Raw genomic sequence first — 26,873 nt, forward strand, 5'->3', positions numbered from 1 at the left:
GCGTTAGTTGAAGAATTGATTTTAGTGCGTTTGGCTGCGCTTCCATACGGCGAGCTCAATCCAAACCGCTTCAAGTTCTTGAATCTCTTCGTCGGTTAAAACGGCGAGTGTAGAAGTGACTTGTGGCAGCTTCGGTGACTGCAATGCACGAATCTGCGAATAAAAGTCCTTTTTTAATTGCGATATAACTGAATCCACTGCGTACACCTATTCATTCTTTTATTACTCCTCCAGCTCAATTTTTATGGTCTGCTATTCACTGGAGCCTTCATAAATTCGAGAAAATGATAACATTCTGCTTGTTATGTGCACAATTTATTTTTAATAGTGGAATAACGGTCACATTAATTGCGCTTTACCATTTGGATCGAATATAAGACAAAAAGGATCAAAAATAGAGCAGGAAAGATCCAAAGTAACGCGGTGGTATAATTAAATGGCGGTTGATACAGAACAATATTCCCATAACGAGCGACTAGGTAATCTTTTATTTCTTGATTTGAACTGCCTTGATTAGCCATGGTGTACACCTTCAATCTAAGGTCTTTGGCGGCTTGTGCATTGGACTCTACAAGGTTTTGGTTTTGGCATTGCGGGCAGCGTAATGTCTTGGCTAATGAGGTTGCGCGCTGTTGCACTTCAACAGAATGAAACTCAAACAGATCAACATTCTGTTCTAAATCCGCACTTCTCGTGAAAGGAGAAAATAGTGTAAATAGGATTATTGTGAGAAGAAGACTATTAAATCGAAACATTCAAATACCCTGAAAATATATCGTTCCATTTATCTGCCGTTAACTCCCCACGATATTTGATCAATATACGACCATTTTGATCAATCAAGTAAGTTTCTGGTGTTCCTATAACGCCTAGCTCCACAGCGAGCTTTCCATTAGGGTCACTTATTACTTCAATATATGGGTTTCGTTTAGAGCTCAAATATTCACGAGCAGCTTGTTTTTGATCTCTATAATTCAGCCCAATAATAGGCACACCAAGTTCTGCTAACTGCAATAACTCTTCGTGCTCTCGTTTGCATACCCCGCACCAAGATGCCCAAACATTCAATAATTTATATCCGTCGCTTTTGAACAACTGCTCAGAAACCATGTCATCAGAGATCAGAGAAGTTGAGCGAAAATTAGGTGTCTCTAAATTTCGTTGTGGGGACAATTCAACATGCGGTCGCTCAGACAAAGCCACCGCAGTTACTACTGCAAACACGGCAACAGCCACAACGAGACCTGCAAGTTTAAGCGTATTTCTCGATCGCATTGATAGCCTCTCTCCTTTTCTTTAGGCCGGTTAACAACGCACCAAACACAGCTAATAACCCACCAGACCATATCCACCAAATACCTGCTCGATACTGAACTTTAATCGCATAAGCATGAGTGTCGACTTTGTCACCCAGTGTCACGTAATAATCGCCATGCCATAGTGAACGAATCGCAGGCTCGGTCATGTTCATTACTCGCACAGGGTAATGGCGCTTCTGCGGGTTGAAATTGAGCATGCGGCCATCTTCCAAATGCAAGGTGATCTGTCCTTGTTCCGCGGTGTAGTTTGGCCCCACCAGCCATTCGATACCATGATAATCGATAGTGATCCCCGCCCTTTGTTGAGAACCGCCGGGGTAGACACGTAAATTGTATTCATAAGAGTAGTGACTATTGAAAACAGCCCCACTCACCGCCATTGCAAAACCGATATGTGCCATCACGATTGGCATGAGTTTACGCTTATTGGAGCAGCGAAACAGCATAACGAGATGCGCCACAATCACCCAAGTAGCCAACGTTATGGTTAACAATACTTCGAAATGCAGTGCATTCACTGAGAACATAAACCCGATCCCAGAGACTAGAGATAACGCGATACTGATCGCGATATCACCGCTTGCACTCGGAACTGTGCCTTTTGTCCATTTCAGCACCGGCATGAAAGCTAAGGCAATCAGAGCCAGTATGCTTAATGGGAAGATCAGACTATTAAAGTAAGGTGCGCCAACTGAAATATTCCCTAAGCCGAGCAGTTGATAAACCATAGGATAAAAAGTGCCAAGAAAAACGATGGCAGTCGCAATAACCAGCAGCCCTTTGGCGATATAAACAGTGTAAGCTCGGCTCGTTAGAGATTGAAGTTTGAAGCAAGGGAGTTGTTCTCCTCGCAAAATCAATACGCCAAAAGTGATGATGACAAGCAAGCTCAATACACCAAGCAGCACCAAACCTTTAGTTGGGTCCACCGCAAAAGCATGCACTGAAGTCAGCACGCCAGAGCGCACCACGAATGTCCCTAAAATGCTTAGGCTGAACGTAGCAAACGCCAGTGCATAAGTGCTCCAAATTGCGCCTCTGTTACGTGTTGCGACAACACCGCTGTGTAACAAAGCAGTACCCGTAAGCCAAGGTAGTAAAGAAGCGTTCTCGACAGGGTCCCAAAACCACCATCCGCCCCACCCTAACTCATTGTACGCCCACCATGATCCCACCAAGATACCCAACGTGAGCGTTCCCCATGCAAAAAACGCTGCGCTTCGAGCGACCACATACCAATCGCTCATAGGTTGTTTACCCAATAGCGCCGCTAATGCAAAAGCTAATATTGCTGCGTAACCGACATAACCGAGATAAAGCAATGGTGGATGGATGATAAGCCCAACATCTTGCAACATTGGGTTTAGATCTCGTCCTTCCGACGCCAATACTTGAGCATATTCGAACGGGTTAGAGGTCATTAACGTGAACCATGCAAACGTCGCAATCAGAACGTTCATGATTCCTAGACAGTCACAAGTATATTGGGCATTGAGCGGTGACTTAAATGCAATAAACGACGCCCATAAACTCAAGGTGACGACCCAAAACAACATGGAGCCTTGGTGCCCACCCCAAGCGGCAGCAATTTTGAACGCCACGGGAAGTTGACTGTTGGAATGCGTAACAACATATTCCAACGTGAAGTTGTCTTGCACGAAGCAGACGACCAGAAGAGCTAAGCAAATGATGGAAGCTAAGCTAATGATGTGGGACATCGCGACTTGATGCGGCAACGTTGCCTTCTTACCTATAGCACGACGTATCCAATGCAGCAGCGATGCACAAGTCGATGTTACAGCCACTAATATCAGTAAGAAAAACCCTAGCTCAGCCTCCATTTTTCCCCCTTACACTATGGTCATTTGACCGGCATAGAGAATGAAAGTACGCAGCATAAGTACGCCAACCAAGCTCAACGTCGTGACGACAAAAACGTAACTGCCTTTGTGGCGCACTTCTGAAGGCGTTAACCAATTGAGAGTCAAAGGCGTAATCATGCCGATGAACACTACTCCAACCCAGAACCATTGAGCCCAGAACCCACTCGAAATAGCATTCCAAGCCGCGACTTCGTTCTGACCACCGCTGAAGATCAGCCCAGTAAAGAAAGTCACTAAGACAAACAGCTCAAACAATACTACTGGGCGTTCAAATCCGTGTACCCAAGACACACTTGGGCTGCTGGTCGACTCTTTAAACACCAAGATTCCGAACATCAAACATGCTGCTGCACCCGAGGACAAACTAGAGAACAGGAACAAGATTGGCAGTACTGGATTGTTTAGCATTGGGTAACTCTTCAACGCAGACAATAGAAAGCCAGTGTATGCCGCAAGCACGATGGCTAAGAATCCCAAAAACAATTCAATTGCGTTGTTGGCTTTCCCCGCCTTAATCAAAATACCATCGGCAAAATCCAGCAGCTTGCTTGGTAACTTCCCTTCACAGAAGCTGATGATTTGATGGCGGAAGATAACGCCAATCCAAACAAACAGCACTAGCATGTACACTTGGAACAAGATCACGCCCATCGACATCACCGACGTTGGGTTGTAGTAGATCATGATCTTCCAAAACTCTAAAGGCTTGGTTAAATGGAAAATCAAAATTACTAACCCAGCAATGATGCCAAATGGCGCAAGCCAAGCCATCGCTTTCATGATGCCGTTGTTTGCGGGATCACCTTCAATCACTTTGCGTTTTAAATAGATAGAAATCATCACCGCACCTGCTGACATCCCAGCAAGGAATAAGTAAATCGCGATGATCCAATCCCAGACTAACGAGTCAAAGTGGAATGCACTTTCGAAGCCGTTCATGATGACACCTCCCCTTTGCTATGCGGAATTTTGTACAGTTTAGGTTGCGTACCTAAATGCGATTTATCGCGATAGACAACATGGCTTTCGATAGCTTTGCTCACCTCGCTAGTTGGGTCATTTAAATCACCAAAGATGAGTGCTTTTGTTGGGCAAGATTCCACGCAAGCTGGCTGCTTACCTTGCGCTAGGTTGGTATCACGGCAGAAGTTACATTTATCCGCAGAGTGATCGACTGGATTAAAAAAGCGCACTTGGTAAGGGCAAGCAGCAAGGCAATAGCCACATCCGACACATTTCTCTTTATGTACATCCACGATGCCGGTCGCTTCATCTTTGTATGCAGCGCCTGTTGGACAAACGTATACACATGGTGGGTTATCACAGTGCTGACAGGATTCACGAGTAAACTGGTATTCCACATCTGGGAACTCGCCAATCGGTTCACTGCGATGAATTTTAAGTCGGGTCACGCCTTCAGGGACTTTATTTACTTCGCGACAAGCATCAGTACAGGCGGTACAGCCAATACAGGCATTTTCATCATGAACCATACCCATGCGTTTCGCTTGTTCACTGTTGCTGGCATAAAGAGAGGAGCTAACAACGGAAGTGCCTGCAACGCCTGTAGTTAAAATCAACGCGCCGCTGCCGGCTAAAAAGTTTCTTCTCGAACATTTCATGCTATCTCTCCTCTTCTTTGGCAAGTTCAGGTTCGACGGCAAATTCAGAGTGACAATCCACACACTGCTTGATCAGTTGTTTTCTGTCGTATGACAACGCTTTGGTTTTCGCTGCGTGTACATCGTGGCAATTTGAACAAGTGAGGTTTTTGGCGTGCACATCGTGTGTCCAGTGGCTTTCTCTCAGCTGTGCCGGTGCGTGGCAATCCACACATTGGCTGTTAGCTTTAAGAATCATGCTTGGATCAAGGAACACTTTGTCGTGTACCTCTTTCGATTGCGCGGCAGAAAACTTAATCACATCAGGCGCGCCTTCACGATGGTCGGGACCAATGTTGCTATGGCAATTGGTGCAATTAAGTTGCTTCCCTTGGCTGAGTAGAGCTTGCGGGTCATGCGAAAGGTTCAGAGTCTCTTTGGCATCCTTATGACATTGCAGACACTTGTAGTCTCGGTCACGGATCAACTCGACTTGATGACGCTCAGCTTGAGCACCTTCAATCGGCTCTGAAGAAGTCGCATGGGCGGCGATGGAGAAACCATAGATGGCAAAGACGAAGAGAAGTTTCAGCATTGTCTCTATGGTCAATTTTATATTGCCCATATTGTTCTTTCCTTAGCTCGACAATAATTGATAACTATTCTCAATTATTTATTTGAGCGACAATTAATTTCCTCTGAAGATATTTTTCAAATCTTCAAATGACATCAATTCTTATTTCGGAAAGCCACAACGCTAAACCTATATTTATAATACCTCTATTATTCATAAGGGGTAGAAACACCTGCTCAAAAAGCGAACTAAATCACCCTATTTTTAAAAAGGTTAAAAGCCCAAAACATTGACGAATAAGGACTTAACCACTACCACTTTAGGGGTATATAAATTCAAACATGACTGAGATCACTGGTGTAAATTGATCTAAAACAAGACAAGATTCGCTCACTATTTCATCTATCCAATTAAGCAATATTATTAATCGTAGATCTCCAGTTCTTATTTGGAATAGCTTCTCACAACGCTGCTAATAAAAACGAATATGGAGATAACACCGTGAGCATAAAACACTGGATGAGCGCACCTATCGCGGTTGCGACCTTATTCGCCAGCCAATTATTTTTGGTCGGCGCTCCGTTGGCGGCAGAAGAAAAAGGCCTCATCGATCCTCGTAATGACGCCTTTGAACAGAACCACCCCGACCAATACCACTCTTGGAAAGCAACATCCGAAAGCGAACACATTGAGGATGCCCTAAGTGAAGACCCAAACATGGTGATCTTATGGGCTGGCTACGGCTTTGCGAAAGACTACAACAAAGCGCGCGGTCACTTTTACGCACTTGATGATGTTCGCCAAACCTTACGTACTGGCGCACCGACTGATGAAAAATCCGGCCCTATGCCGATGGCCTGTTGGAGCTGTAAAAGCCCTGACGTTGCTCGCGTGATTGATGAACGTGGTGAAGACGGTTATTTCGAAGGTAAATGGGCACGATTGGGCTCAGAAATCGTCAACCCTATTGGTTGTTCTGACTGTCACGACACTCGCTCTGAAGAATTTAAGAAAGGCGAACCAGCACTGGCGATAACTCGCCCTTATGTCGAGCGTGCTTTTGATACTATTGGTAAAAACTTTGATGAACAATCTCGCCTAGATAAGCAAGCATCGGTCTGCGCTCAATGTCACGTTGAATACTACTTCACCGGTCCGACTAAAGCGGTTAAGTTCCCATGGGATATGGGCACCACCGTTAATGACATGGAGAAATACTACGACGCATTGAATTTCAAAGATTGGACGCATGCAGTATCTAAAGCTCCGATGCTAAAAGCACAACACCCAGGTTACGAAACATGGCGCGATGGCATCCATGGCAAAAACAAAGTGGTGTGTGTGGACTGTCACATGCCTAAAGTAACCAAAGAAGATGGCACGGTGTACACAGACCACAAAGTGGGTAACCCGTTTGATCGCTTCGAAGACACCTGTGCACAATGTCATACCCAAACTAAAGAGCAGCTACAAGGCATCGTTTCGACTCGCAAAGCGCAAGTATTGAACATGAAGCTAACCGCCGAGAAGCAAATCGTAGCGGCACACTTTGAAGCAGGCGCAGCGTGGAAAGCAGGCGCAACAGAAGCAGAGATGGAACCTATCCTACAAGATATTCGCCATGCACAATGGCGTTGGGACTACGCAATTGCTTCTCACGGTGTTCACATGCATGCTCCTGAGGTAGCACTTGAAGTACTAGGTACTGCAGTTGACCGCGCCGCTGACGCTCGTACCAAGTTGATTCGTTTACTAGCAACCAAAGGCATTACTGACCCTGTTCAAATTCCAGATATCTCGACCAAAGCGAAAGCACAACAAGCACTGGGCATGGATATGGATAAGATGAACGCAGACAAGAAACACTTCCTAGAAACGGTGGCACCAGAATGGGATAAAGCAGCAGCTGAACGCGAAGCCACGTATTAGTCTCACTGGCAGAGGTTAATTTATAGATACAACAAGGGGCGTACTTAACGCCCCTTTTTTTGTTTATTTGTTTCTTTGTTATCTTTATTTCTTCATCCTCGATTTTATCGAGAGTAAAAATCGAATGTACTAACGACGAGGAAGCCTCGGTCTCGGTTGAATATTTGGACGTGCTTTAGGCATCTGCACATTTGGGCGAGCAACTGGGCGCTGGATCTTCGTTTCCGGTAATGCTTTTCTTTGTTGAACCTTTTCTTTTACCGCTTTGTCTTGTAAAGCCGCTGGCTCAATACGCTCCGGACGATTCTCCCATTTGGTTTGAATCTCTTGCTTTTGCTCGTTTGGCAGTGATTGCCAATGATCGTCGAGTTGGCGTTTCATGTTATCGATATTGGCGGACATATCATCGTCCTTCCAATCCTCGACTTTGTCTTTGATGGATTGCTGTTGGTCTTCATCTAAACCATTCCACCACTCTTCCAGTTTCTCTTTGTATTCGTCGTCGTTGTCGCAACAACCCGGATAGTAATAAATCCAGTAGTCGTCATGATCGTACCACCACGGATCGTAATAACCTGAAGAATAATAAACCGAAGAGGAAGAACCAGAATGATCGGAAGAGCTACAACCCGCTAATACAGAGCCGCACAGAAAAACCAATATGCTCAGTGCCTTATTTTTCATTCGTTGCCCACCTTTCCCTCTACTGCTTAATAAATTGTACGCTTACAACAGCTCTTTTGCTTTGTTGATAGAGTTAATGATTTGCACTCTATCTAAGTTTGGATCATTAGAATCTAATAATAGTACCCAAGTATCAATGGCTTCCTGAAAGCGGAATGACAGAAAATGGTCATTTGCGATCAAAGACAAAGCTGCTTCATTGTGCGGTTCTATCTGTAGAGCTTGTTCCAGAAGCAGGCTGACTTCTTGCGTCATAGATTGTTGGTGGATGTAGTATAAAGTGGTCGCCTTTGCGGCAAGTTGCGTGGCACTGACAGGTTCAGTCAGTTGGATCGCGTAATCAAAGCAAATCAACGCTCCGTCAAATTCACCCTCTAGTAGGTAGCCCTGCCCGAGTTGGAACCACAATTCAGCGTTGTTTGGGTCCTCTCGCAACTGGTCTTGAATCTCTTGCATGATGTCACGAGCAGTCATCATACGTGACATTTCTGCTTGCATCGGTTGAGGCGGAGTTTGACGCAGCAGTAAGAAGCTTGCACTGGTTATGACAAGCACTAACAGACAAAAGCCGAACCATTGGGCAGGTTTCACTTTTAATGCACTCAGTGATAAGAGGACGATGAACAAGCCCATCAAGGTGATGGCAACGAAAAACCAAACAGACATAAAGCAACCTATGAATAAATATAACGCCAGTGTACTGGTTTCTGATTTTCATTGCGTTGATACAGATACAAAAAAGCCGAGCGTTATGCTCGGCTTTCAAATTTAGCGATTTAGAAGAAGCTTACTCTTCTTCTGAACCTTCAGCTGCATCGTCTGCTGCTGGCGCTTCAGGAGCTTGACCTTCTGCGTTCGCCTCTGTTGCTTCTGCTTCTTCGCCTTCTGGCAATTCAACTTCTTCAACTTCGTCGATGCGTTGTAGACCAACGACTGATTCGTCTTCAGCTGTACGGATAAGTGTCACACCTTGGGTGTTACGGCCAACTTGGCTCACTTCCGCAACACGTGTACGAACTAGAGTACCAGCGTCGGTGATCATCATCATCTCGTCGCCTTCTTCTACTTGTACCGCGCCAACAACTGGACCGTTACGCTCAGAAACCTTGATAGACACAACGCCCTGAGTTGCACGGCCTTTCGTTGGGTATTCCGCTAGTTCAGTACGCTTACCGTAGCCGTTTTGTGTAACCGTTAGGATATCGCCTTCGTTAGACGGAACGATTAGAGAAACAACTTGGTCTTCGTCTGCTAGTTTCATACCGCGAACACCTGCCGCTGTACGACCCATTGCACGTACTTTGTCTTCGCTGAAGCGAACCACTTTACCTGCTTTAGAGAACAGCATGATGTCGCTATCGCCGTTTGTGATATCAACACCAATTAGTGAGTCATCATCACGTAGGTTCACAGCGATTAGGCCGTTTGAACGTACGTTTGCAAACTGGTTCAGTGGGGTCTTCTTAACCGTACCATCGCCTGTCGCCATGAAGATAAATTTCTCTGGTGAGAACTCATCAACAGGAAGAATAGCAGTGATACGTTCACCTTCCTCTAGAGGAAGAATGTTTACGATTGGCTTACCACGTGCAGTACGAGTTGCATGAGGCAATTGGTAAACTTTCAGACGGTAAGTCTTACCACGAGTTGAGAAACACAGAATGTTATCGTGAGTATTTGCAACAAGTAGACGTTCGATGAAGTCTTCATCTTTCATCTTCGTTGCACTCTTACCTTTACCACCACGACGCTGAGCTTCGTAGTCGCTTAGAATTTGGTACTTAACGTAACCTTCGTGAGACAGAGTTACTACTACGTCTTCACGAGCAATCAGCTCTTCCATGTCGATGTCATGGGTTGCTGCTGTGATTTCTGTACGACGAACATCACCGTAACCATCACGAACCGCTTCAAGTTCTTCGCGGATCACTTCCATTAGACGCTCAGTGCTTGCAAGGATGTGCATTAGCTCTGCGATTTCATCTAGAAGTGCTTTGTATTCATCAAGAATCTTCTCATGCTCTAGACCAGTTAAGCGGTGTAGACGAAGTTCTAGAATTGCTTGAGCTTGAGTCTCTGTTAGGTAGTACAGACCATCACGGATACCGTATTGATCTTCTAGCCATTCTGGACGTGCTGCATCAGTACCAGCACGCTCAAGCATTGATGCTACGTTACCAAGATCCCAACCACGCGATACCAAGCCAACTTTTGCTTCTGCTGGTGTTGGTGCGTTTTTGATTAGCTCGATAACTTCATCGATGTTTGCAAGAGCAAGAGACAGTGCTTCAAGGATATGAGCACGTTCACGCGCTTTGCGTAGTTCGAAGATAGTACGACGAGTTACAACTTCACGACGGTGGTCAACGAAGCACTTCAACATGTCTTTTAGGTTGAATAGCTGTGGCTGGCCGTTGTTTAGCGCAACCATGTTGATACCGAAAGTCGTTTGAAGCTGAGTTTGTGCGTAAAGGTTGTTCAGAACAACTTCACCCACAGCGTCGCGCTTACATTCAATAACAATACGCATACCGTCTTTATCAGACTCGTCACGTAGTGCACTGATGCCTTCTACTTTCTTATCTTTAACTAGCTCAGCGATCTTTTCGATCAAACGAGCTTTGTTTACCTGGTAAGGGATTTCAGTGACGATGATGGTTTCTTTACCATTCTTCTCCACTTCGATTTCCGCTTTTGAACGCATGTAGATCTTGCCGCGACCAGTTTTGTACGCGTCTACGATGCCTTTACGACCGCTGATTAGCGCTGCCGTTGGGAAATCAGGACCAGGGATGTAATCCATTAGCTCATCAATAGTGATTTCTTCATTATTGATGAACGCAAGACAGCCATCGATCACTTCGCCAAGGTTGTGCGGTGGGATGTTGGTTGCCATACCTACCGCGATACCAGAAGCACCGTTTACCAATAGGTTAGGAATTTTAGTTGGAAGAACCGCTGGGATTTGCTCCGTACCATCGTAGTTAGGTACGTAGTCCACGGTTTCTTTATCTAGGTCAGCCAGAAGTTCGTGGGCAATTTTTGCCATACGTACTTCGGTATAACGCATTGCCGCAGCAGAGTCGCCATCGATCGAGCCAAAGTTACCTTGACCATCGACCAGCATGTAACGAAGTGAGAACGGCTGAGCCATACGTACGATTGTGTCGTACACAGCGCTATCACCGTGTGGGTGATATTTACCGATTACGTCGCCAACAACACGGGCTGATTTTTTATATGGTTTGTTCCAATCGTTGCCTAGTACGTTCATCGCGAATAAAACGCGGCGGTGTACTGGTTTTAGGCCATCACGCACATCTGGAAGAGCACGACCCACGATTACTGACATCGCGTAGTCTAGGTATGAACCTCTAAGCTCATCTTCAATGTTTACGGGCGTGATCTCTTTAGCTAAATCGCTCATAGAGCCATTATCCCTCTATTATCTGATCGTAATTACGATACGTGTAAGGTGCAAAAATATAACACACAATTCATCAACGGGGCATCACTTTCCCACTCGTTTTATCAGGTTGTGAGCTTCGTTATGAGTTAAATGAAGAGAATTTGCACATTCATCCCATATCTTTATGAAAACTGACTATATTTCCACCAACACCGCTCAAAAATCTCTCCTGTAGCGATTGTGAGAAAAGAAGCAGTTTTAACGTATCGTACCATTGGAGTATAATCACGCCTTCCAAAGGACTATTAGCGAAGCGATATAACTATCATGACAAAAGCACAAAACGTCGACCCAAGTGAAATTAAGAAATTCGAAGAGATGGCTTCTCGTTGGTGGGATTTAGAAGGCGAGTTCAAACCACTTCATCAAATTAACCCGCTTCGCTTGAACTATGTCCTAGAGAAAGCTAACGGCCTATTTGGCAAAAAAGTGCTCGATGTTGGCTGTGGCGGTGGCATCCTTGCGGAAAGCATGGCAAAAGAAGGCGCTGTCGTTACCGGTCTTGATATGGGCAAAGAGCCATTAGAAGTGGCACGTCTTCATGCTCTTGAGACAGGCACTAAGTTGACTTATATCCAAAGCACTATCGAAGACCACGCTGCCGAAAACGCAGGTACTTATGATGTAGTGACTTGTATGGAGATGCTTGAGCACGTTCCTGACCCACTGTCTGTGATTCGCTCTTGCGCCGCATTGGTGAAACCTGGTGGCCACGTATTCTTCTCTACCTTAAACCGCAATATCAAATCTTACTTGTTTGCGATTGTCGGTGCTGAAAAGCTACTCAAGATTGTTCCTGAAGGCACTCATGACCATGAGAAGTTCATCAAACCGGCAGAAATGATGAAGATGATTGACCAAACCGACCTAACTGAAATGGGTATTACGGGTTTGCACTACAACCCTCTTAACGACAGCTACAAACTCGGTCGTAATGTGGATGTAAACTACATCGTTCACACTGCTAAATACTGATTAATAGAATCATTATTGCCTAGCCAGTTTGACGAACAGTAATATGAAATTTATTGAAAAGCGGTAGCACAGAAGCGCCGCTTTTTTTGTCAATTTCTGTAGAAAAAAAGTGCTCTAGATTCCATTTTGACCAATCTGTTTTTAACAAACAAAAACTGTCAAAGATCAAGGAAAATATTTTTACATGCGGTTATTTATGAACCGATCTGAAAAACGTAATTTTCCCCATTCAAGTCAGCCCTTTTCTCATCGGTTAGTGTTCACTTACTGATTTTTTTTATTTTGTTAGTTATCCACAAGTCATCCCAAACCTGTACCTTGAAAACTCAGGGTAATAGCACTATCTTGTAACTCGCAAACAAATGAACCCCTATATGTTGTGTTTCGACTACAATATATAGATAGACTTTGATCACAAAGCCGCCGCAAATTTTACAAGTTTTGCACATAAACAAACAAAAACACGGCTTTTATCAGTTTTCTTAGGGAAATAAAGCAGAATGAACCAACAACTTACCGTCACTAAGCGTGATGGCCGCAAAGAAACTATCGATCTGGAAAAAATCCATCGCGTTATTACGTGGGCTGCAGAAGGCCTGAATAACGTTTCGGTATCACAAGTAGAACTACGCGCTCACATCCAGTTTTACGACGGCATTACGACGACAGATATCCACGAGACTATTATCAAGTCTGCAGCAGACCTGATCTCTGAAGAGACACCGGATTACCAATACCTAGCTGCTCGCCTAGCGGTATTCCACCTACGTAAAAAAGCATACGGCCAATACGAGCCGCCAACGCTTTACAACCACGTAGCTCGTCTTGTTGATATGGGTAAGTACGATCAACACATTCTAGAAGACTACACGAAAGCTGAACTGGACGAACTTGATGCGTACCTTGACCACAAGCGCGATCTAGATTTCTCTTACGCAGCAGTAAAACAGCTAGAAGGCAAATACTTCGTACAAAACCGTGTATCTGGTGAGATCTACGAAAGTGCGCAGTTCCTATACATCCTAGTGTCTGCTTGCCTATTCGCTAACTACCCGAAGGAAACGCGTCTTGACTACATCAAGCGTTTCTACGATGCGACGTCAACATTTAAGATTTCTCTACCTACACCAATCATGTCTGGTGTACGTACCCCTACTCGTCAGTTCAGCTCATGTGTACTTATCGAGTGTGGTGATAGCCTTGATTCTATCAACGCAACAGCAAGCTCAATCGTGCGTTACGTTTCTCAACGTGCTGGTATTGGTATCAACGCAGGTCGTATCCGTGCGCTAGGTTCTGAAATCCGTGGTGGTGAAGCATTCCACACAGGTTGTATCCCGTTCTACAAATACTTCCAAACAGCCGTTAAGTGTTGTTCTCAAGGTGGTGTTCGTGGCGGTGCAGCGACTGTGTTCTACCCACTATGGCACGGTGAAGCTCGTTCGCTAATGGTTCTTAAGAACAACCGTGGTGTTGAAGAGAACCGTGTTCGTCACATGGACTACGGTGTTCAGTTGAACAAACTGATGTACCAACGCCTAGTAGAAGGTGGCAACATCACGTTGTTCTCACCATCAGACGTTCCGGGCCTATACGACGCGTTCTTCGAAAACCAAGAAGAATTCGAACGTCTATACGTGAAATACGAAAACGATCCTTCAATCAAGAAAGAAACGGTTAAAGCGATCGAAATGTTCACTCTGCTAATGCAAGAGCGCGCATCAACAGGCCGTATCTACATTCAGAACGTGGACCACTGTAACACTCACAGCCCATTCGATTCAGAAGTAGCGCCAGTTCGTCAATCAAACCTATGTTTGGAAATCGCACTGCCAACTAAGCCTTTGAAGAACGTTGAAGATGACTCAGGTGAGATCGCTCTGTGTACGCTATCTGCGTTCAACCTTGGTGCTATCAAATCTCTAGATGACTTCGAAGAGCTATCTGAGCTTGTAGTACGTGCACTAGATGCACTGCTTGATTACCAAGATTACCCACTACCAGCGGCATACAAGTCGACAATGAACCGTCGTACGCTAGGTGTTGGTGTTATCAACTTCGCATACTACCTAGCGAAGAACGGCGTTAAGTACTCTGACGGTAGCGCAAACGGTCTAACTCACCGCACGTTTGAAGCGATTCAATACTACCTATTGAAAGCGTCTGTAGCGCTAGCAAAAGAACAAGGTAAGTGTCCTTCGTTCCACGAAACGAACTACGCGAAAGGCCTATTGCCAATCGACACTTACAAGAAAGACGTTGACCTAATCTGTGAAGAAGAACTGCATTACGATTGGGATAGCCTACGTCAAGAGATCATGGAACACGGTCTACGTAACTCAACACTGACTGCGCTAATGCCATCTGAGACCTCTTCTCAGATCTCTAACGCGACAAACGGTATTGAGCCACCACGTGGTTTCGTATCTGTTAAAGCGTCGAAAGACGGTATCTTGAAGCAAGTTGTGCCAGATTTCACTGAACTGAAAGACAACTACGAACTGCTTTGGAACATCGGTTCTAACGACGGTTACCTACACCTTGTTGGCATCATGCAGAAATTCGTTGACCAAGCGATCTCTGCAAACACAAACTACGACCCTTCTGGTTACGAGAGCGGTAAGGTTCCTATGAAGAAGCTTCTTCAAGACCTTCTAACTGCGTACAAGTTTGGTGTGAAGACACTTTACTACCACAACACTCGTGACGGCGCGAAAGACGACCAGAAAGACGCAGTTCAACCACAAGATGATGATTGTGCAGGCGGCGGTTGTAAGATTTAATCTTACCCACCCTAACAATCCGTAGAAACAAACAATCGAACACCTCCCCGCTTGGGGAGGTCTAAAAGGAATTGAGGCATTATGGCTTACAGTACTTTTAACCAGAACAAAAACGACCAACTAAAGGAACCAATGTTCCTAGGTCAATCAGTGAACGTTGCTCGTTACGACCAACAGAAATTCGAGATCTTCGAAAAGCTAATCGAAAAGCAATTGTCTTTCTTCTGGCGTCCGGAAGAAGTGGACGTATCAAGCGATCGCATCGATTACAACAAGCTACCAGACCACGAAAAGCACATCTTCATCTCAAACTTGAAGTACCAAACGCTGCTTGACTCAATTCAAGGTCGTAGCCCAAACGTAGCGCTGCTACCGCTTGTTTCTCTGCCTGAGCTAGAAACTTGGATCGAGACTTGGTCTTTCTCTGAAACGATTCACTCTCGTTCATACACACACATCATCCGTAACATCGTGAATGATCCAAGTGTGGTATTTGATGACATCGTTGAAAACGAGCACATCCTTAAGCGTGCAAAAGACATCGCACACTACTACGATGACCTAATCCAAGCGACAAATGACTACCACCGTTACGGTGAAGGTGAGCACGTTCTGAACGGCGAAACGGTTAAAGTTAGCCTGTACGATCTGAAGAAGAAACTGTACGTATGTCTAATGTCAGTAAACGCACTAGAAGCAATCCGCTTCTACGTAAGTTTTGCTTGTTCATTCGCTTTCGCAGAGCGTGAGCTAATGGAAGGTAACGCGAAAATCATCAAGCTGATCGCCCGTGATGAAGCCCTTCACCTGAACGGCACACAACACATGATCAACTTGCTACGCAACGGCCAAGATGACTTCACATTCATGCAAATCGCTGAAGAAGCAAAACAAGACTGTTTTGATCTTTTCAAAGAAGCGGCTGAGCAAGAAAAAGAATGGGCAGAATACCTATTCAAAGACGGTTCAATGATCGGCTTGAACAAAGATATCCTGAGCCAATACGTTGAGTACATCACCAACATCCGTATGCAAGCGGTAGGTCTACCAATGGCATACCCTGAAGCAACTTCAAACCCTATCCCATGGATCAACGCTTGGTTGTCATCGGATAACGTTCAGGTTGCGCCACAAGAAGCAGAAATTTCATCTTACCTTGTTGGTCAGATTGACAATGAAGTAAGCGCAGACGACTTCGAAGGATTTGAGCTGTAATGCCAAGCATCAAAATCAACAAACTCGTCAGCATTGAGTCCAACCCATCCAATACAATTTTGGAGACGATGGAACAAGCTGGTTTACTCCCTGAATACAACTGCCGTGACGGACACTGTGGTGCTTGCCGCTGTAAGTTAGAGTCAGGTGAAGTGGAGTATGTTGGTTTTGCTATGGCCTATACTCAGCCAGATGAGATTCTGCCATGTATTTGCAAAGCGAAATCCAGTGTTTCGCTCAGTGGTGTGAACTACGCGATGAAAGAAAAACGCGCATAGATTTAGCACCAGTGAATACTAAAAAGCCAAGGCATTTGCCTTGGCTTTTTGTTATCTGCCATTTTCAAGCGACAGAATTAAAGTGCACTGCTCGGAATGTGCATCTCTTTCACTTTCTCTAAGAAAGCGTATTGAGCCGACATTGGCTTTCGCTCCAAATAACGGCGCAACATATCTAGCGCTGCCGCACTGATGACTTTGACTTGATCATCGCGTTGATATTTTCTCGATAGCTTGTACAACGCCCCCCACTCACCCGTAGAAGTGGAAAGTGCGACAGAGAAAACACCCTCATCAAGCTTACCTGTGGCTAACGCTAAATCAGTACCACACTTCTCACGCGTCGCACCCGCCAGCGCAAAAGCCGCCGCCAACGGATCACCTTCGTCAGTAATGGTTTGGCTCTGACCGGCTAATACCCAGCCATGACCAAATTGCTTTTCAACGTTCTCATCACCGTTAAGCCAATAAGTTAAGTGCCCTGCACTGCTCTTCTCTGAAACGGACAAGGTTAATCCTTTATCCACCAGCAGTTGACCTACATGGTCGACCATTGGCATATCAACACTCACCGTATTGCTTTCAAGGTGCTTGTGGATGATCTGCATGAGCTTCATGCGCTGCTCTACTTGATTGGATGGACCAAACAGCTTCACTTCAATAAAAGGTAAATACGAGCGATAGCCAAGCTCATAACCTTGTGGCAGTTTCATTTGGTCAAGCTTATCTGAAATACCAGACTCTGACAGACCAAAGGTATAAATTCGACTGCAAGACGAACTTTCGACTTCAGGGAACAGTTTTTTCAAATCTGGCAAAATTTGCATTTCTGCCATCAGCTTAAATTCGCTTGGTACGCCAGGGGTAAAATAAAAGACGGCATCATTGATCAGCATCTTAAAACCGCAAGCGGTACCAATTGGGTTATCTACGATTTCTGCCGTCTCTGGCAACATCGCTTGTTTTAGGTTGCTGTCTGGCATTGGAATACCACGACGCGCATACATTGCCTCTAGATGCTCTAACCAATCTTTGAACAACACAAGCTTACACTCAGCGGCTTTTGCTGCCGCCGCCGCACTCATGTCATCGGTGGTTGGTCCTAAGCCACCATTAACGATGACCACATCGTTATTGAAGCTGAGCATTAGGAATTCTTCAATTAGGCTCGACTGCTTGTCACCAACGGTTGAGCGTTTCGTTAAGCCAAATCCATGCTGATAAAACAAGCTCGACAGCCAAGCAGCATTTGTATCAACAATATCACCGTGAAGGACTTCTTCACCGGTACTAAGCATAGCAATTTTCACAACTGACTCCTGAAAATAGGCAAAATCCACATTTTTTCGACATTGTGCCTATATCGTTTTCATTTTATTAGACTAATCTCTTAGTTAATTTGTTGAGATTAAATGTAGGTCAAGTATTTAAATGGCTGTTCTTTTAGGGGATAATTGTGAGCCCGATCATCAAACCAACAACTCGGAGACCTCTGTGTCAAAATCATCCATGTTCAAGAAAACTCTAAGTGGTCTTGTTCTGACTGCGTCAGCTGCGGCGAACGCGAGCCAGTACGATATGAGTAACCATATCGAGTTCTCTTACACGCCTGATTGCCTGTCAGGTTACTGCGAAACGACTACTCTGTATAGCTTCGAACCACAAAATCGTAGCTTTGCTATGGGGTTGGATAGCGATGATTCCTTAAATCTCGACGCAGGTCTTCAACCAAAGCACATGATCGTGCCAAAAGACAAAGATTGGGATTACCTAATGGGTCAAACTTATACCATTCTCGGTTTGAGTGTGGCGACTGTTGGTTTGATGACATTGCTACCAGAAAGCATTACCAAATGGGACGAAGAAGACCGTGACATGAGTAAGCTTGGTAGTAAGTGGAAAGATAACGTTTCAGACGGTCCAGTTTGGGATCGTGATGAACACTTCCTAAACTACATCATGCACCCTTACTTTGGTGGTGTTTACTACACGGCAGCGCGTCACGCGGGTTACAACGAGTTTGAATCGTTCCTATACTCAGCGACCATGTCGACTTTCTTCTGGGAGTACGGTGTCGAAGCGTTTGCTGAAGTCCCATCATGGCAAGACTTGTTTATTACTCCATTTTTTGGTGCCGTGGTAGGTGAAATGATGCTAACAGCCGAACAGGACATTATTGCCGGCGGCGGTGAAGTGATGGGTTCAGAGACAATGGGTGATGTATCTCTGTTCTTCCTAAACCCTGTAGGTCATATCCACTACTGGGTATCCGATGCTTGGGGTGGTAGCGCAGAATTCCAGTTCAGCTCATCTCCTTGGTTCGGCAACCAAGACGCAGCGAAATTCGCGATGGACGCTGGCGCAAGCTACGATAACGTCTTCTACGGTTTCGAAATGAAGGTAACCTTCTAAAACCAAACATTTAAGAAGCAGCTCACGGGCTGCTTTTTTTGTGCCCCAAGCATAGTTTTCATTATTTGCATCACGAATTAGCGTCAAAAATTGACCTTCGTCAAACATAACCCTCCCCCAGCACCTACACTGAAATTAAGGAAAAATTCCAATAACTTAAGTTCTTGAACCTTAAGCTCAAATCACTACAGCGATACGTCTAACCGTGCCGCACCCAAACCTTATTCCGGGAGGGGACATTATGAACACAGTGTTTATCGTTAATTTTGTTGGTCAGGCATCACCCGCAACCATTAAACAGCTAGCAGCGGTTACACATGAAAACGACGGCAAATGGTTAATCAGTAAAGTGAACTTTATTGAGGATCAGGTCGCCGGTGTTATCAAGGTTGAACTTCCTGAAAAGAACGTAGATATCGTTAAAGAGGCGTTCTCTGCTTGCCAAACGTTGGTGGTAAGATTTGTTGATTCAGAACCGAATGCTCACGCTCAAGAGACGGTTTTTCAACTGCGTCTGGATGCCAACGACCGAGCTGGTATCGTCAATGAAATCACTCATGTCTTGGACGGCCAAGGTATCTCTATTCTTGATATGGACTGCCAACGTGTGTTTATTGCTGGCGGCGGCGGTGTTAGCTCAAGTCTATTCAGTGCAAAAATGGCGATTAAGTTGCCAAGTGAGTTAGGCATTGATGACGTAGCGAATGAGCTAGAAGCATTAAGTGAAGATACGCGTGTTATTGTGGAAGGTTAACGCACTGTTCCTATTCTTTCATCCAATAAAAAGAGCAGCGTTATGCTGCTCTTTTTCGTTTTGTCTTGGACAATTTGGTGGTTACTTCACTGTCCATTGAGACAACGAACGTTTGAAATCTGAATAATCAAACTCGTTCAGTTTTTGAATCTCGCCGCTTGAACGCTCGCAGTACACAGATGGCATACGTAGACCGTTAAACCAGTTCAACTTCACCATGGTGTAACCCGCGCTATCCAGAATATGCAGACGCTGACCAATCTCTAGTGGTTGCTCAAAGTTCGCCACACAGAACTGGTCACCAGCCAGACAAGAACATGAACCAATGACGTATTCATGCTCGCCGCTTTCAGACGCTTCCAGAATTGACGCTGGCTCGTTGTAAATCAAGGTATCTAGTCTGTGCGCTTCCGTTGCCGAATCCACAATCGCTGTCTTCTTCACGTTCTCAACGATATCTACCACAGTCACGACAAGATCCGTGGTCTTGGTAATAATGGCTTCGCCCGGCTCTAGGTACATTTGCACGCCATGTTTTTCAGAGAAAGCTTTTAGCGCAAGACCTAGCTTCTCGATGTCGTAGCCCGGCCATGTGAAGAATACACCACCGCCCATGCTTACCCAGTCTAGCTTGTTTAGGTACTCGCCAAACTGTTCTGAAATCGAATCAAGCAAGCCGATAAATGCGTCCACGTCTTTGTTCTCACAGTTCATGTGGAACATCACGCCATCAATACCATCGAAAATTTCTGGCTTGATGTGGTCAGCTTGTACGCCCAAACGAGAGTATTGGCGTGCTGGGTTCGCCAAATCTTGACCCGCGTAGCTTACACCCGGGTTTAAGCGCAAACCAATCGATGCTTTACCTTCAACAATATGACGGTATGCCGCCAGCTGTGATTGAGAGTTGAAGATCATCTTGTCGCAGATATCTGCTACTTCACGGACATCATTTTCGCTGTAGCCCACGCTGTATGCATGCGTCTCACCGCCGAAAGTTTCGTAGCCAAGCTTTACTTCAAACGGGCCAGAGCTGGTTGTCCCGTCTAGGTAAGGTTTGATGATGTCGAACACACCCCATGTTGAGAAGCACTTCAGTGCCAACACCAGCTTCACTCCAGAGATATCTTTCAGCTGTTTTGCTTTCTCTAAGTTCTCAACCAACTTGTCTTCATTGATCATGAAGTACGGGGTTTTCAGTTGTTCTTTGCTCATAACTAACCATTTATCAACGATTAACCCCCTCTAACTCCCCCCTTAGAAAGGGGGAGGATTAAACCAAGCCACCTCTACTCTTGCCAAAAAAGTAGAGAGATTGAAGCCACGATCAGTCTGTTTCTGCTACTCCCCTTAAAAAGGAAAGTGGAAACTGTACTCGGTTTGCCTCAACTTCCCCCCTTTTAAAAGTGGAAGATTTGAAACTAAGCTCGGCCTTTCTTTGCTCCTCCCCTTTTCAAGGGGAGGCTGGAAGGGGTTAACCTTAAATACAACAAAAGCAGCCACGGCTTCACGCCATGACTGCTCGAGTAATCTAAATAAGTTTGACGTTAAACTTATTTGTTCAGTTCGTGAATCAGCGGCAAACCTTGACCTGCTTCTAATTCCTGAACATGCCAATCAAGACCGATGGTTGGCATCGTTTCTAGGAACGGGTCTGGGTTTAGCTGTTCCATGTTGAACACACCTTTATCTGCCCATTCGCCACGGAAGAATTGCAGCGCTGCAGTAATAGCAGGAACACCCGTAGTGTAAGAGATCGCTTGGTGTTCTACATCTTCGTAAGCCACTTCGTGGTCTGCGTTGTTGTAGATAAACACGCTGCGCTCTTTGCCGTCTTTCTTACCTTGAACCCAAGTACCGATACACGTTAGGCCAGTGTAGCCCGGTGCTAGAGACGTTGGATCTGGCAACATCGCTTTTAATACGTGCAAAGGTTGTACGACTGTACCATCGTGCAGCGTTAATGGTTCTGGGCTCAATAGGCCGATATCACGCATTACATTGAAGTAGTTTAGGTAACGGTCACCGAAACCCATCCAGAATTCAATGCGTTTCGCAGGGATGAACTCTTTCATTGAGCGAACTTCATCGTGTGCCATTGAGTACACTTTGTGTGAACCACAGTTCGGGAAATCGAACTCTAGCATACGAGAGTGACAAGGTACCTGTTTCCACTCGCCGTTTTCCCAGTAGAATGAATCGCCTTGGATCTCAAGCATGTTCGTTTCTGGGTCAAAGTTCGTCGCAAACTTCTTACCGTGATCGCCTGCGTTCACGTCCATTACGTCAATCGTGTCGATTTCATCAAACAGATGCTTCACTGCATACGCCGCGAATACTGATACTACGCCTGGATCGAAACCCGCGCCTAGGATACCCGTGATGCCCGCTTCTTCAAACTTCTCACGGTAGCCCCACTGCCAATCGTAAGCTTCGGGAACCTGCTGACCTTCAGAACATAGGTCAACCGCTACTGATGTATCTAAGTATGAAACTTTTGCTCGGTAACACGCTTCCATGATTGGCATGTTAACCCACGGAGGACCCGCGTTGATCACTAGATCCGGTTTTACTTCTTCAATAAGAGCAACCAGAGAATCTACGTCGTCAGCATTCACTGCACGCGCGTCTAGTTTCTTAGCTGAATCTTTCAGGTTGTTTTTCTTCTGAATCGATTCGATGATCTTCTCACACTTACCGATAGTACGTGATGCGATTGTGATATCACCCAGAACGTCGTTGTTTTGTGCTGCTTTATGTGCAACAACCCAGCCAACGCCGCCTGCACCAATCTGTAGAACTGCCATAGTTTTCCGTTACCTTTATTAAACTAGCTCAACTGCTAGCGTGTTGATTTTCAAGAGCAAAGATTCAAAGTCCGCTGTCGTTAGACAAGGATTCAAAATCGTAAATTTAAGAGCGGTTTTACCATCAACGATGGTTTCACCAAGTACCGCGATACCACGAGTTAACGCTTCAAGACGCAATGCTTTGTTCAGTTCATCTAAATCTGCAGATGCGTTGTTTGTGCGTACATTAGTTGCGCGGAATAGAACCGTTGAAAGTGCAGGTTCAGCAAGAAGTTCAAACTGCTCGTGGTTGCGAACCATGTCGGCAACCTGCTGCGTTTGTACCAATAAGTGATCGTACATATCGCCAAGCGCTTTAGGACCAACGTTTTGCATCGTCATAAAGACTTTCAATGCGTCAAAACGCTTCGTCGTTGCGATAGATTTGTCGACCAAGTTTGGTAGCTCATCGTGTTCACGGTTTAGGTAGTCAGCATGATGAAGCAGGAACTTAAAGTTAGACTTGTCGTTCACCAGCAACGCACCGCAGCTGATTGTTTGGTAGAACAGTTTGTGGAAGTCGACACTGATCGAGTGGGCACGCTCTACACCTTTCAGGCGTGATTTGTGGCCGCTAAGAATCAATGCGCCACCGTAAGCACCATCCACGTGCATCCACATTTCGTGTTTCGCTGCCATATCAGCAATGAAATCTAGATCGTCAATTGCGCCGTGATCGGTCGTACCCGCGGTGCCAACAATAGCGAATGGAATCAAACCTTCTGCTTTTGCCTGTTTTAGAACTTGATCTAACTGAGTAATGTCCATTGTGCCGTCAGCGTTCGCATCGACGGTCATCACGGCTTTCTCACCCAGTCCCATCCAAGATGCTGACTTTTGAACCGTGAAGTGCGATTTCTTCGAACATACGATACGAAGTTTGTCCGCGTATTCTGGAAGACCCAGCTTCTGAATTGAGTGATTACTTAGCTTGTCAGCAATCCAGTCACGCGCCAGCATTAGGCCCATCTGGTTGCTTTGTGTGCCGCCGCTAGTGAAGATGCCATCTGCCTTATCACCAAGCTCGTACTTGTCACAAAGCCAGTTGATTACCTTCTGCTCAACGTAAGTCGCAGACGATGCTTGATCCCATGAATCCATTGATTGGTTCAATGCTGCAATCATGGCTTCTGCCGCTACCGCAGGCATGAGAGGAGGCGTATGTAGGTGAGCAATGCAATCTGGGTGCTGAGTGAAAATCGCATTCTTCGCAACAAGCTCTGCTGCTTCATCAATCACTGACTTTAGCGAAGCGTTTTTGTTGTCCAGATCGACCGCGTTAATCGCCGCTTCCAGCAGTTTAGGCTCCATTCCCGAGTATGGTGCATTCACCTGCTCAAACACCGACTTCATTGCTGCAGTCATGTGATTCATCACGGACGCAAACTCAGTACCACCAAGTTCACCGGTTTGAATGAAGTGCTTTTTCCACTCGTCTTGTGGGTCTGCTTCAACGTGGCTACCGCCTGCAGCGATAATTGCGTCTTCCAGAACACGAAGTGCAAAGTCAATTTGCTCGAAAGAAATGATAAGCGGAGGAAGGAAACGAATGACTGAACCGTCACGGCCGCCCTTTTCTACCATCAATCCACGCTCAAGCGCCGCACGTTGGATAGCAAGAGTAAGCTGGCTATCTGACAACGGCTCACCAAACTTGTTTAGCTCGCCACTTGGATGTTTAATCTCAACGCCAAGCATCAAACCTTTGCCGCGTACGTCTGCAATACAGTTTACGCGTTTTTGAATGCTCTCAAGACCAAAACGAAGGTATTGACCTGCAACATTGGCGTGCTCAACAAGGTTGTCACGTTGAATGATTTCTAATGCTTTCGCACCTGATACCATTGCAAGCTGGTTACCACGGAAAGTACCAGTGTGTTCACCTGGCTTCCATGTGTCGTGTTGCTTGTTGATCACCAATAGTGACATTGGCAAGCCACCACCGATCGCTTTAGACAAACACAAAATATCAGGAACAATGCCCGCTTCTTCGAATGCGAAGTTGTAGCCCGACTTACCAACACCACATTGAATTTCATCAAAAATCAGTAGGATACCGTGATCGTCACAGATGCGGCGCAGCTCACGTAGCCAGAATGCAGGCGCAGGGATCACACCACCCTCACCTTGTACTGGCTCTACAATGATTGCAGCCGGTTTCATGATGCCTGCTTCGTCGTCGTTCAGTAGACGCTCGATGTAGCGGATGCTTGCTTTCGCACCTTCATCTCCACCTAGACCAAACGGACAACGCAAGCTGTAAGGAAATGGCATAAAGTGCACGTCTGACATCAAGCCTGTACGACGAGCTTTGGTGCCCAAGTTCCCCATCATACCCATGGTGCCGTTCGTCATACCGTGGTAGGCACCGCGGAAAGCGAACATAGTGTTACGACCCGTGGTTTGTTTGGCAAGTTTGATTGCTGCCTCAACCGCGTCTGCACCTGAAGGGCCACAGAACTGAATCACACAGTTGTCGCTCAGCTCTTGCGGTAAAAAGCCTTTAACAGACTTGATGAAGTGCGTTTTCGCAGACGTTGCGATATCCAGAGTCTGGTACGGCAAACCAGAATCCAATTGTTCTTTTAGCGCTTGGTTAATCTCTGGGTGGTTATAACCCAAAGCCAATGTACCCGCACCAGCAAGACAATCTAGGAAGATTTGACCACGCGTGTCTTCAACCAAACAGCCATAAGCTTGCTTAATCGCGATTGGTAGACGACGTGGGTAAGAACGAACCTCAGATTCATGCTCTGCTTGTTCGATAAGAACTTGATCAGGCGTTAAATCGTAGATTCCTTCAACAACAGGAACCTGGGAGGAAAAGTAATTTGCGATAGTGTTATCGACTTCAAAGGCAGTGCTCATACTACATAATCCCTTGAATTATAATGATTCTCTTTCCTGTATTTATTCTCGTTAGTATTAAATAACAGGAGATATAGATACACCTCCGCATTCGTCATCGATTAAATGACAAATACAGATAACCCGTCACGACGAACGCGACTTTTTATTTTGATTGGGGAGTAATCAAGGTTCCGTAATGCACCCGTTTTGTAAAACAGGACATTTCGGCAGTATGAAGCTGATTAGTGTGTGTTTGTTTAAAGGTTTCAATGTTGGGTTTCCCATTAACATGCTGTTTCTTACAGCACTAGTATCCCGTCTATCGACAAATGGCTTTGCCGATACCTACCCTACGTAGTGTCACAATCAGCTTGAATGTTCACTACGCGTATCCCCCAGAGAATCAAAGTCGTAATAATACGCTCCGAGATTGCGCGCGAATTTATCACAAACTAAAATCTTCTGGCAATATGTTTTCACAGGTTGCATATTGATTGAGATCACAATCACAGCAAACGTTTACTCAGTTCATTTTCCGTAATATTGATATCTATCGCAGAAATTAGCGTCAGAAGTGGATCATCTGAAATGCTCAAAGGAAGAGTCAGGAAGCAACTCAGTAAACTTAGGAAGCCCTAAAGCTAATACCAATCACAGTAAATAAGTGATCAGAAATAGCGTAGGGAAAATGCTTGAGAACAAGGCGCAATTTTTCGATAAGTAGTTATTCTACAATCAAAAATTGCAACGCAGTTATCGAGTATTTTAACAAGCTAGAATGACCAGTTATTTACTACGATTGGTATAATATTGAAGATGTGAGAAACCGATTCTGATCAGCGGTGTGAAGCTCAGGGGATGAGAAAAGTGAGCTCATTGAAGTTGAATCGATAGAAACGAAAAAGCCCAGCATTTATGCTGGGCTTTCCGAATCTGGAGCGACACACGAGGTTCGAACTCGTGACCTCAACCTTGGCAAGGTTGCGCTCTACCAACTGAGCTAGTGTCGCAGATTTGAGATGGTGCCCCGGGCCGGACTTGAACCGGCACAACGCGAACGTCGAGGGATTTTAAATCCCTTGTGTCTACCAATTCCACCACCAGGGCACACAAATTTCTTTGTGATGCCTTTACAGAAAAGTAAAACACCATCATCTGATACCGCTTAACGCCATATCATTTTTATTTGGAGCGACACACGAGGTTCGAACTCGTGACCTCAACCTTGGCAAGGTTGCGCTCTACCAACTGAGCTAGTGTCGCATTCATTCTACAAGAGAATAATGGAGGCGCCTCCC

Annotated in this window: 21 protein-coding genes and 3 tRNA genes; 7 read left to right on the top strand and 17 right to left on the bottom strand. The window is 45.4% G+C overall.

Going from position 1 to position 26,873, the window contains the following annotated elements:
• Nucleotides 1-21: 21 nt before the first annotated feature.
• The 7 genes from KIT90_RS23370 to nrfB all read right to left on the bottom strand — a co-directional run bounded on the left by KIT90_RS23370 (nucleotide 22) and on the right by nrfB (nucleotide 5,428).
• Complete coding sequence (locus tag KIT90_RS23370; RefSeq protein WP_009706892.1) at nucleotides 22-198, bottom strand: hypothetical protein; 177 nt, start codon at nucleotides 196-198, stop codon at nucleotides 22-24.
• A gap of 146 nt (nucleotides 199-344) precedes the next feature.
• Nucleotides 345-755: a cytochrome c-type biogenesis protein CcmH gene (locus KIT90_RS23375; protein WP_285379003.1), complete on the bottom strand. Its 411-nt coding sequence runs from the start codon at nucleotides 753-755 to the stop codon at nucleotides 345-347.
• Nucleotides 742-1,275, bottom strand: a complete 534-nt coding sequence (locus KIT90_RS23380) for a DsbE family thiol:disulfide interchange protein (RefSeq protein ID WP_009706895.1) — start codon at nucleotides 1,273-1,275, stop codon at nucleotides 742-744. The genes KIT90_RS23375 and KIT90_RS23380 overlap by 14 nt, the downstream gene beginning before the upstream one ends.
• Nucleotides 1,253-3,160: a heme lyase CcmF/NrfE family subunit gene (locus KIT90_RS23385; protein ID WP_285379005.1), complete on the bottom strand. Its 1,908-nt coding sequence runs from the start codon at nucleotides 3,158-3,160 to the stop codon at nucleotides 1,253-1,255. Before KIT90_RS23385 ends, KIT90_RS23380 begins: the two co-directional genes overlap by 23 nt.
• Nucleotides 3,161-3,169: 9 nt before the next feature.
• Nucleotides 3,170-4,141, bottom strand: coding sequence for a cytochrome c nitrite reductase subunit NrfD (gene nrfD / locus KIT90_RS23390; protein WP_285379007.1), 972 nt, complete (start codon nucleotides 4,139-4,141; stop codon nucleotides 3,170-3,172).
• The gene (gene nrfC / locus KIT90_RS23395) at nucleotides 4,138-4,824 is read right to left on the bottom strand and encodes a cytochrome c nitrite reductase Fe-S protein (RefSeq protein WP_017636123.1); all 687 of its coding nucleotides are present in this window, start codon (nucleotides 4,822-4,824) and stop codon (nucleotides 4,138-4,140) included. Before nrfC ends, nrfD begins: the two co-directional genes overlap by 4 nt.
• 1 nt (nucleotide 4,825) lies before the next feature.
• Nucleotides 4,826-5,428: a cytochrome c nitrite reductase pentaheme subunit gene (gene nrfB / locus KIT90_RS23400; protein WP_045480906.1), complete on the bottom strand. Its 603-nt coding sequence runs from the start codon at nucleotides 5,426-5,428 to the stop codon at nucleotides 4,826-4,828.
• Nucleotides 5,429-5,878: 450 nt separating this feature from the next.
• Between nrfB and nrfA the strand changes: the two genes are divergently transcribed.
• Nucleotides 5,879-7,306 carry an ammonia-forming nitrite reductase cytochrome c552 subunit gene (nrfA, locus tag KIT90_RS23405; RefSeq protein ID WP_285379010.1) on the top strand — a complete coding sequence of 476 codons (1,428 nt, stop codon included), beginning with the start codon at nucleotides 5,879-5,881 and terminating at the stop codon, nucleotides 7,304-7,306.
• A gap of 129 nt (nucleotides 7,307-7,435) precedes the next feature.
• Here nrfA and KIT90_RS23410 read toward each other — a convergent pair whose 3' ends face one another.
• From KIT90_RS23410 to gyrA, 3 genes are all read right to left on the bottom strand, one after another.
• Nucleotides 7,436-7,990 (bottom strand): hypothetical protein, encoded by a 555-nt coding sequence (locus KIT90_RS23410; protein ID WP_285379012.1) that lies wholly within the window; start codon nucleotides 7,988-7,990, stop codon nucleotides 7,436-7,438.
• A 42-nt stretch (nucleotides 7,991-8,032) separates the two neighbouring features.
• Complete coding sequence (locus tag KIT90_RS23415; RefSeq protein ID WP_020196493.1) at nucleotides 8,033-8,656, bottom strand: tetratricopeptide repeat protein; 624 nt, start codon at nucleotides 8,654-8,656, stop codon at nucleotides 8,033-8,035.
• Between the two features lie 121 nt (nucleotides 8,657-8,777).
• Nucleotides 8,778-11,417: a DNA gyrase subunit A gene (gyrA, locus tag KIT90_RS23420; RefSeq protein WP_045480900.1), complete on the bottom strand. Its 2,640-nt coding sequence runs from the start codon at nucleotides 11,415-11,417 to the stop codon at nucleotides 8,778-8,780.
• A 309-nt stretch (nucleotides 11,418-11,726) separates the two neighbouring features.
• Here gyrA and ubiG point away from each other — a divergent pair, with 309 nt between their 5' ends.
• From ubiG to yfaE, 4 genes are all read left to right on the top strand, one after another.
• Nucleotides 11,727-12,434, top strand: a complete 708-nt coding sequence (gene ubiG / locus KIT90_RS23425; protein ID WP_285379015.1) for a bifunctional 2-polyprenyl-6-hydroxyphenol methylase/3-demethylubiquinol 3-O-methyltransferase UbiG — start codon at nucleotides 11,727-11,729, stop codon at nucleotides 12,432-12,434.
• Between the two features lie 500 nt (nucleotides 12,435-12,934).
• Complete coding sequence (gene nrdA / locus KIT90_RS23430; RefSeq protein WP_005443373.1) at nucleotides 12,935-15,217, top strand: class 1a ribonucleoside-diphosphate reductase subunit alpha; 2,283 nt, start codon at nucleotides 12,935-12,937, stop codon at nucleotides 15,215-15,217.
• 81 nt (nucleotides 15,218-15,298) lie between these two features.
• A complete protein-coding gene (nrdB, locus tag KIT90_RS23435; protein ID WP_005443372.1) occupies nucleotides 15,299-16,432 on the top strand; it encodes a class Ia ribonucleoside-diphosphate reductase subunit beta in 1,134 nt (377 codons plus the stop codon).
• A complete protein-coding gene (gene yfaE, locus KIT90_RS23440; RefSeq protein ID WP_005443370.1) occupies nucleotides 16,432-16,710 on the top strand; it encodes a class I ribonucleotide reductase maintenance protein YfaE in 279 nt (92 codons plus the stop codon). The genes nrdB and yfaE overlap by 1 nt, the downstream gene beginning before the upstream one ends.
• Nucleotides 16,711-16,787: 77 nt before the next feature.
• On the opposite strand, the gene KIT90_RS23445 is transcribed toward yfaE, so the two are convergent.
• The gene (locus KIT90_RS23445; RefSeq protein WP_285379017.1) at nucleotides 16,788-18,020 is read right to left on the bottom strand and encodes a CinA family nicotinamide mononucleotide deamidase-related protein; all 1,233 of its coding nucleotides are present in this window, start codon (nucleotides 18,018-18,020) and stop codon (nucleotides 16,788-16,790) included.
• A gap of 199 nt (nucleotides 18,021-18,219) precedes the next feature.
• Here KIT90_RS23445 and KIT90_RS23450 point away from each other — a divergent pair, with 199 nt between their 5' ends.
• Nucleotides 18,220-19,122 carry a DUF3943 domain-containing protein gene (locus KIT90_RS23450; protein WP_005444051.1) on the top strand — a complete coding sequence of 301 codons (903 nt, stop codon included), beginning with the start codon at nucleotides 18,220-18,222 and terminating at the stop codon, nucleotides 19,120-19,122.
• A gap of 241 nt (nucleotides 19,123-19,363) precedes the next feature.
• Nucleotides 19,364-19,876 carry a glycine cleavage system protein R gene (locus KIT90_RS23455; RefSeq protein WP_285379019.1) on the top strand — a complete coding sequence of 171 codons (513 nt, stop codon included), beginning with the start codon at nucleotides 19,364-19,366 and terminating at the stop codon, nucleotides 19,874-19,876.
• A gap of 81 nt (nucleotides 19,877-19,957) precedes the next feature.
• Here KIT90_RS23455 and nspC read toward each other — a convergent pair whose 3' ends face one another.
• From nspC to KIT90_RS23485, 6 genes are all read right to left on the bottom strand, one after another.
• Complete coding sequence (nspC, locus tag KIT90_RS23460) at nucleotides 19,958-21,091, bottom strand: carboxynorspermidine decarboxylase (RefSeq protein WP_285379021.1); 1,134 nt, start codon at nucleotides 21,089-21,091, stop codon at nucleotides 19,958-19,960.
• A 338-nt stretch (nucleotides 21,092-21,429) separates the two neighbouring features.
• The gene (locus tag KIT90_RS23465) at nucleotides 21,430-22,683 is read right to left on the bottom strand and encodes a carboxynorspermidine synthase (RefSeq protein WP_005443318.1); all 1,254 of its coding nucleotides are present in this window, start codon (nucleotides 22,681-22,683) and stop codon (nucleotides 21,430-21,432) included.
• Between the two features lie 18 nt (nucleotides 22,684-22,701).
• Nucleotides 22,702-25,593: a pyridoxal phosphate-dependent class III aminotransferase gene (locus KIT90_RS23470; RefSeq protein WP_285379023.1), complete on the bottom strand. Its 2,892-nt coding sequence runs from the start codon at nucleotides 25,591-25,593 to the stop codon at nucleotides 22,702-22,704.
• Nucleotides 25,594-26,509: 916 nt separating this feature from the next.
• Nucleotides 26,510-26,585, bottom strand: a tRNA-Gly gene (locus tag KIT90_RS23475).
• Between the two features lie 10 nt (nucleotides 26,586-26,595).
• Nucleotides 26,596-26,682, bottom strand: a tRNA-Leu gene (locus KIT90_RS23480).
• Nucleotides 26,683-26,762: 80 nt separating this feature from the next.
• Nucleotides 26,763-26,838: transfer RNA gene (locus KIT90_RS23485), tRNA-Gly, on the bottom strand.
• Nucleotides 26,839-26,873: the final 35 nt, after the last annotated feature.

It is taken from the genome of Vibrio sp. B172a, assembly GCF_030248355.1.
In the GTDB taxonomy this organism is placed as follows: domain Bacteria; phylum Pseudomonadota; class Gammaproteobacteria; order Enterobacterales; family Vibrionaceae; genus Vibrio; species Vibrio owensii.

What these genes read in the sequence shown, in the direction of transcription:
- ubiG (WP_285379015.1), top strand. Translation starts at nt 11,727, where the DNA reads ATGACAAAAGCACAAAACGTCGACCCAAGTGAAATTAAGAAATTCGAA.
- KIT90_RS23415 (WP_020196493.1), bottom strand. Translation starts at nt 8,656, where the DNA reads ATGTCTGTTTGGTTTTTCGTTGCCATCACCTTGATGGGCTTGTTCATC.
- nspC (WP_285379021.1), bottom strand. Translation starts at nt 21,091, where the DNA reads ATGAGCAAAGAACAACTGAAAACCCCGTACTTCATGATCAATGAAGAC.
- KIT90_RS23375 (WP_285379003.1), bottom strand. Translation starts at nt 755, where the DNA reads ATGTTTCGATTTAATAGTCTTCTTCTCACAATAATCCTATTTACACTA.
- gyrA (WP_045480900.1), bottom strand. Translation starts at nt 11,417, where the DNA reads ATGAGCGATTTAGCTAAAGAGATCACGCCCGTAAACATTGAAGATGAG.
- KIT90_RS23470 (WP_285379023.1), bottom strand. Translation starts at nt 25,593, where the DNA reads ATGAGCACTGCCTTTGAAGTCGATAACACTATCGCAAATTACTTTTCC.
- KIT90_RS23380 (WP_009706895.1), bottom strand. Translation starts at nt 1,275, where the DNA reads ATGCGATCGAGAAATACGCTTAAACTTGCAGGTCTCGTTGTGGCTGTT.
- KIT90_RS23385 (WP_285379005.1), bottom strand. Translation starts at nt 3,160, where the DNA reads ATGGAGGCTGAGCTAGGGTTTTTCTTACTGATATTAGTGGCTGTAACA.
- nrdA (WP_005443373.1), top strand. Translation starts at nt 12,935, where the DNA reads ATGAACCAACAACTTACCGTCACTAAGCGTGATGGCCGCAAAGAAACT.
- yfaE (WP_005443370.1), top strand. Translation starts at nt 16,432, where the DNA reads ATGCCAAGCATCAAAATCAACAAACTCGTCAGCATTGAGTCCAACCCA.
- nrfC (WP_017636123.1), bottom strand. Translation starts at nt 4,824, where the DNA reads ATGAAATGTTCGAGAAGAAACTTTTTAGCCGGCAGCGGCGCGTTGATT.
- nrdB (WP_005443372.1), top strand. Translation starts at nt 15,299, where the DNA reads ATGGCTTACAGTACTTTTAACCAGAACAAAAACGACCAACTAAAGGAA.
- KIT90_RS23450 (WP_005444051.1), top strand. Translation starts at nt 18,220, where the DNA reads ATGTTCAAGAAAACTCTAAGTGGTCTTGTTCTGACTGCGTCAGCTGCG.
- KIT90_RS23410 (WP_285379012.1), bottom strand. Translation starts at nt 7,990, where the DNA reads ATGAAAAATAAGGCACTGAGCATATTGGTTTTTCTGTGCGGCTCTGTA.
- nrfB (WP_045480906.1), bottom strand. Translation starts at nt 5,428, where the DNA reads ATGGGCAATATAAAATTGACCATAGAGACAATGCTGAAACTTCTCTTC.
- nrfD (WP_285379007.1), bottom strand. Translation starts at nt 4,141, where the DNA reads ATGAACGGCTTCGAAAGTGCATTCCACTTTGACTCGTTAGTCTGGGAT.
- KIT90_RS23465 (WP_005443318.1), bottom strand. Translation starts at nt 22,683, where the DNA reads ATGGCAGTTCTACAGATTGGTGCAGGCGGCGTTGGCTGGGTTGTTGCA.
- KIT90_RS23455 (WP_285379019.1), top strand. Translation starts at nt 19,364, where the DNA reads ATGAACACAGTGTTTATCGTTAATTTTGTTGGTCAGGCATCACCCGCA.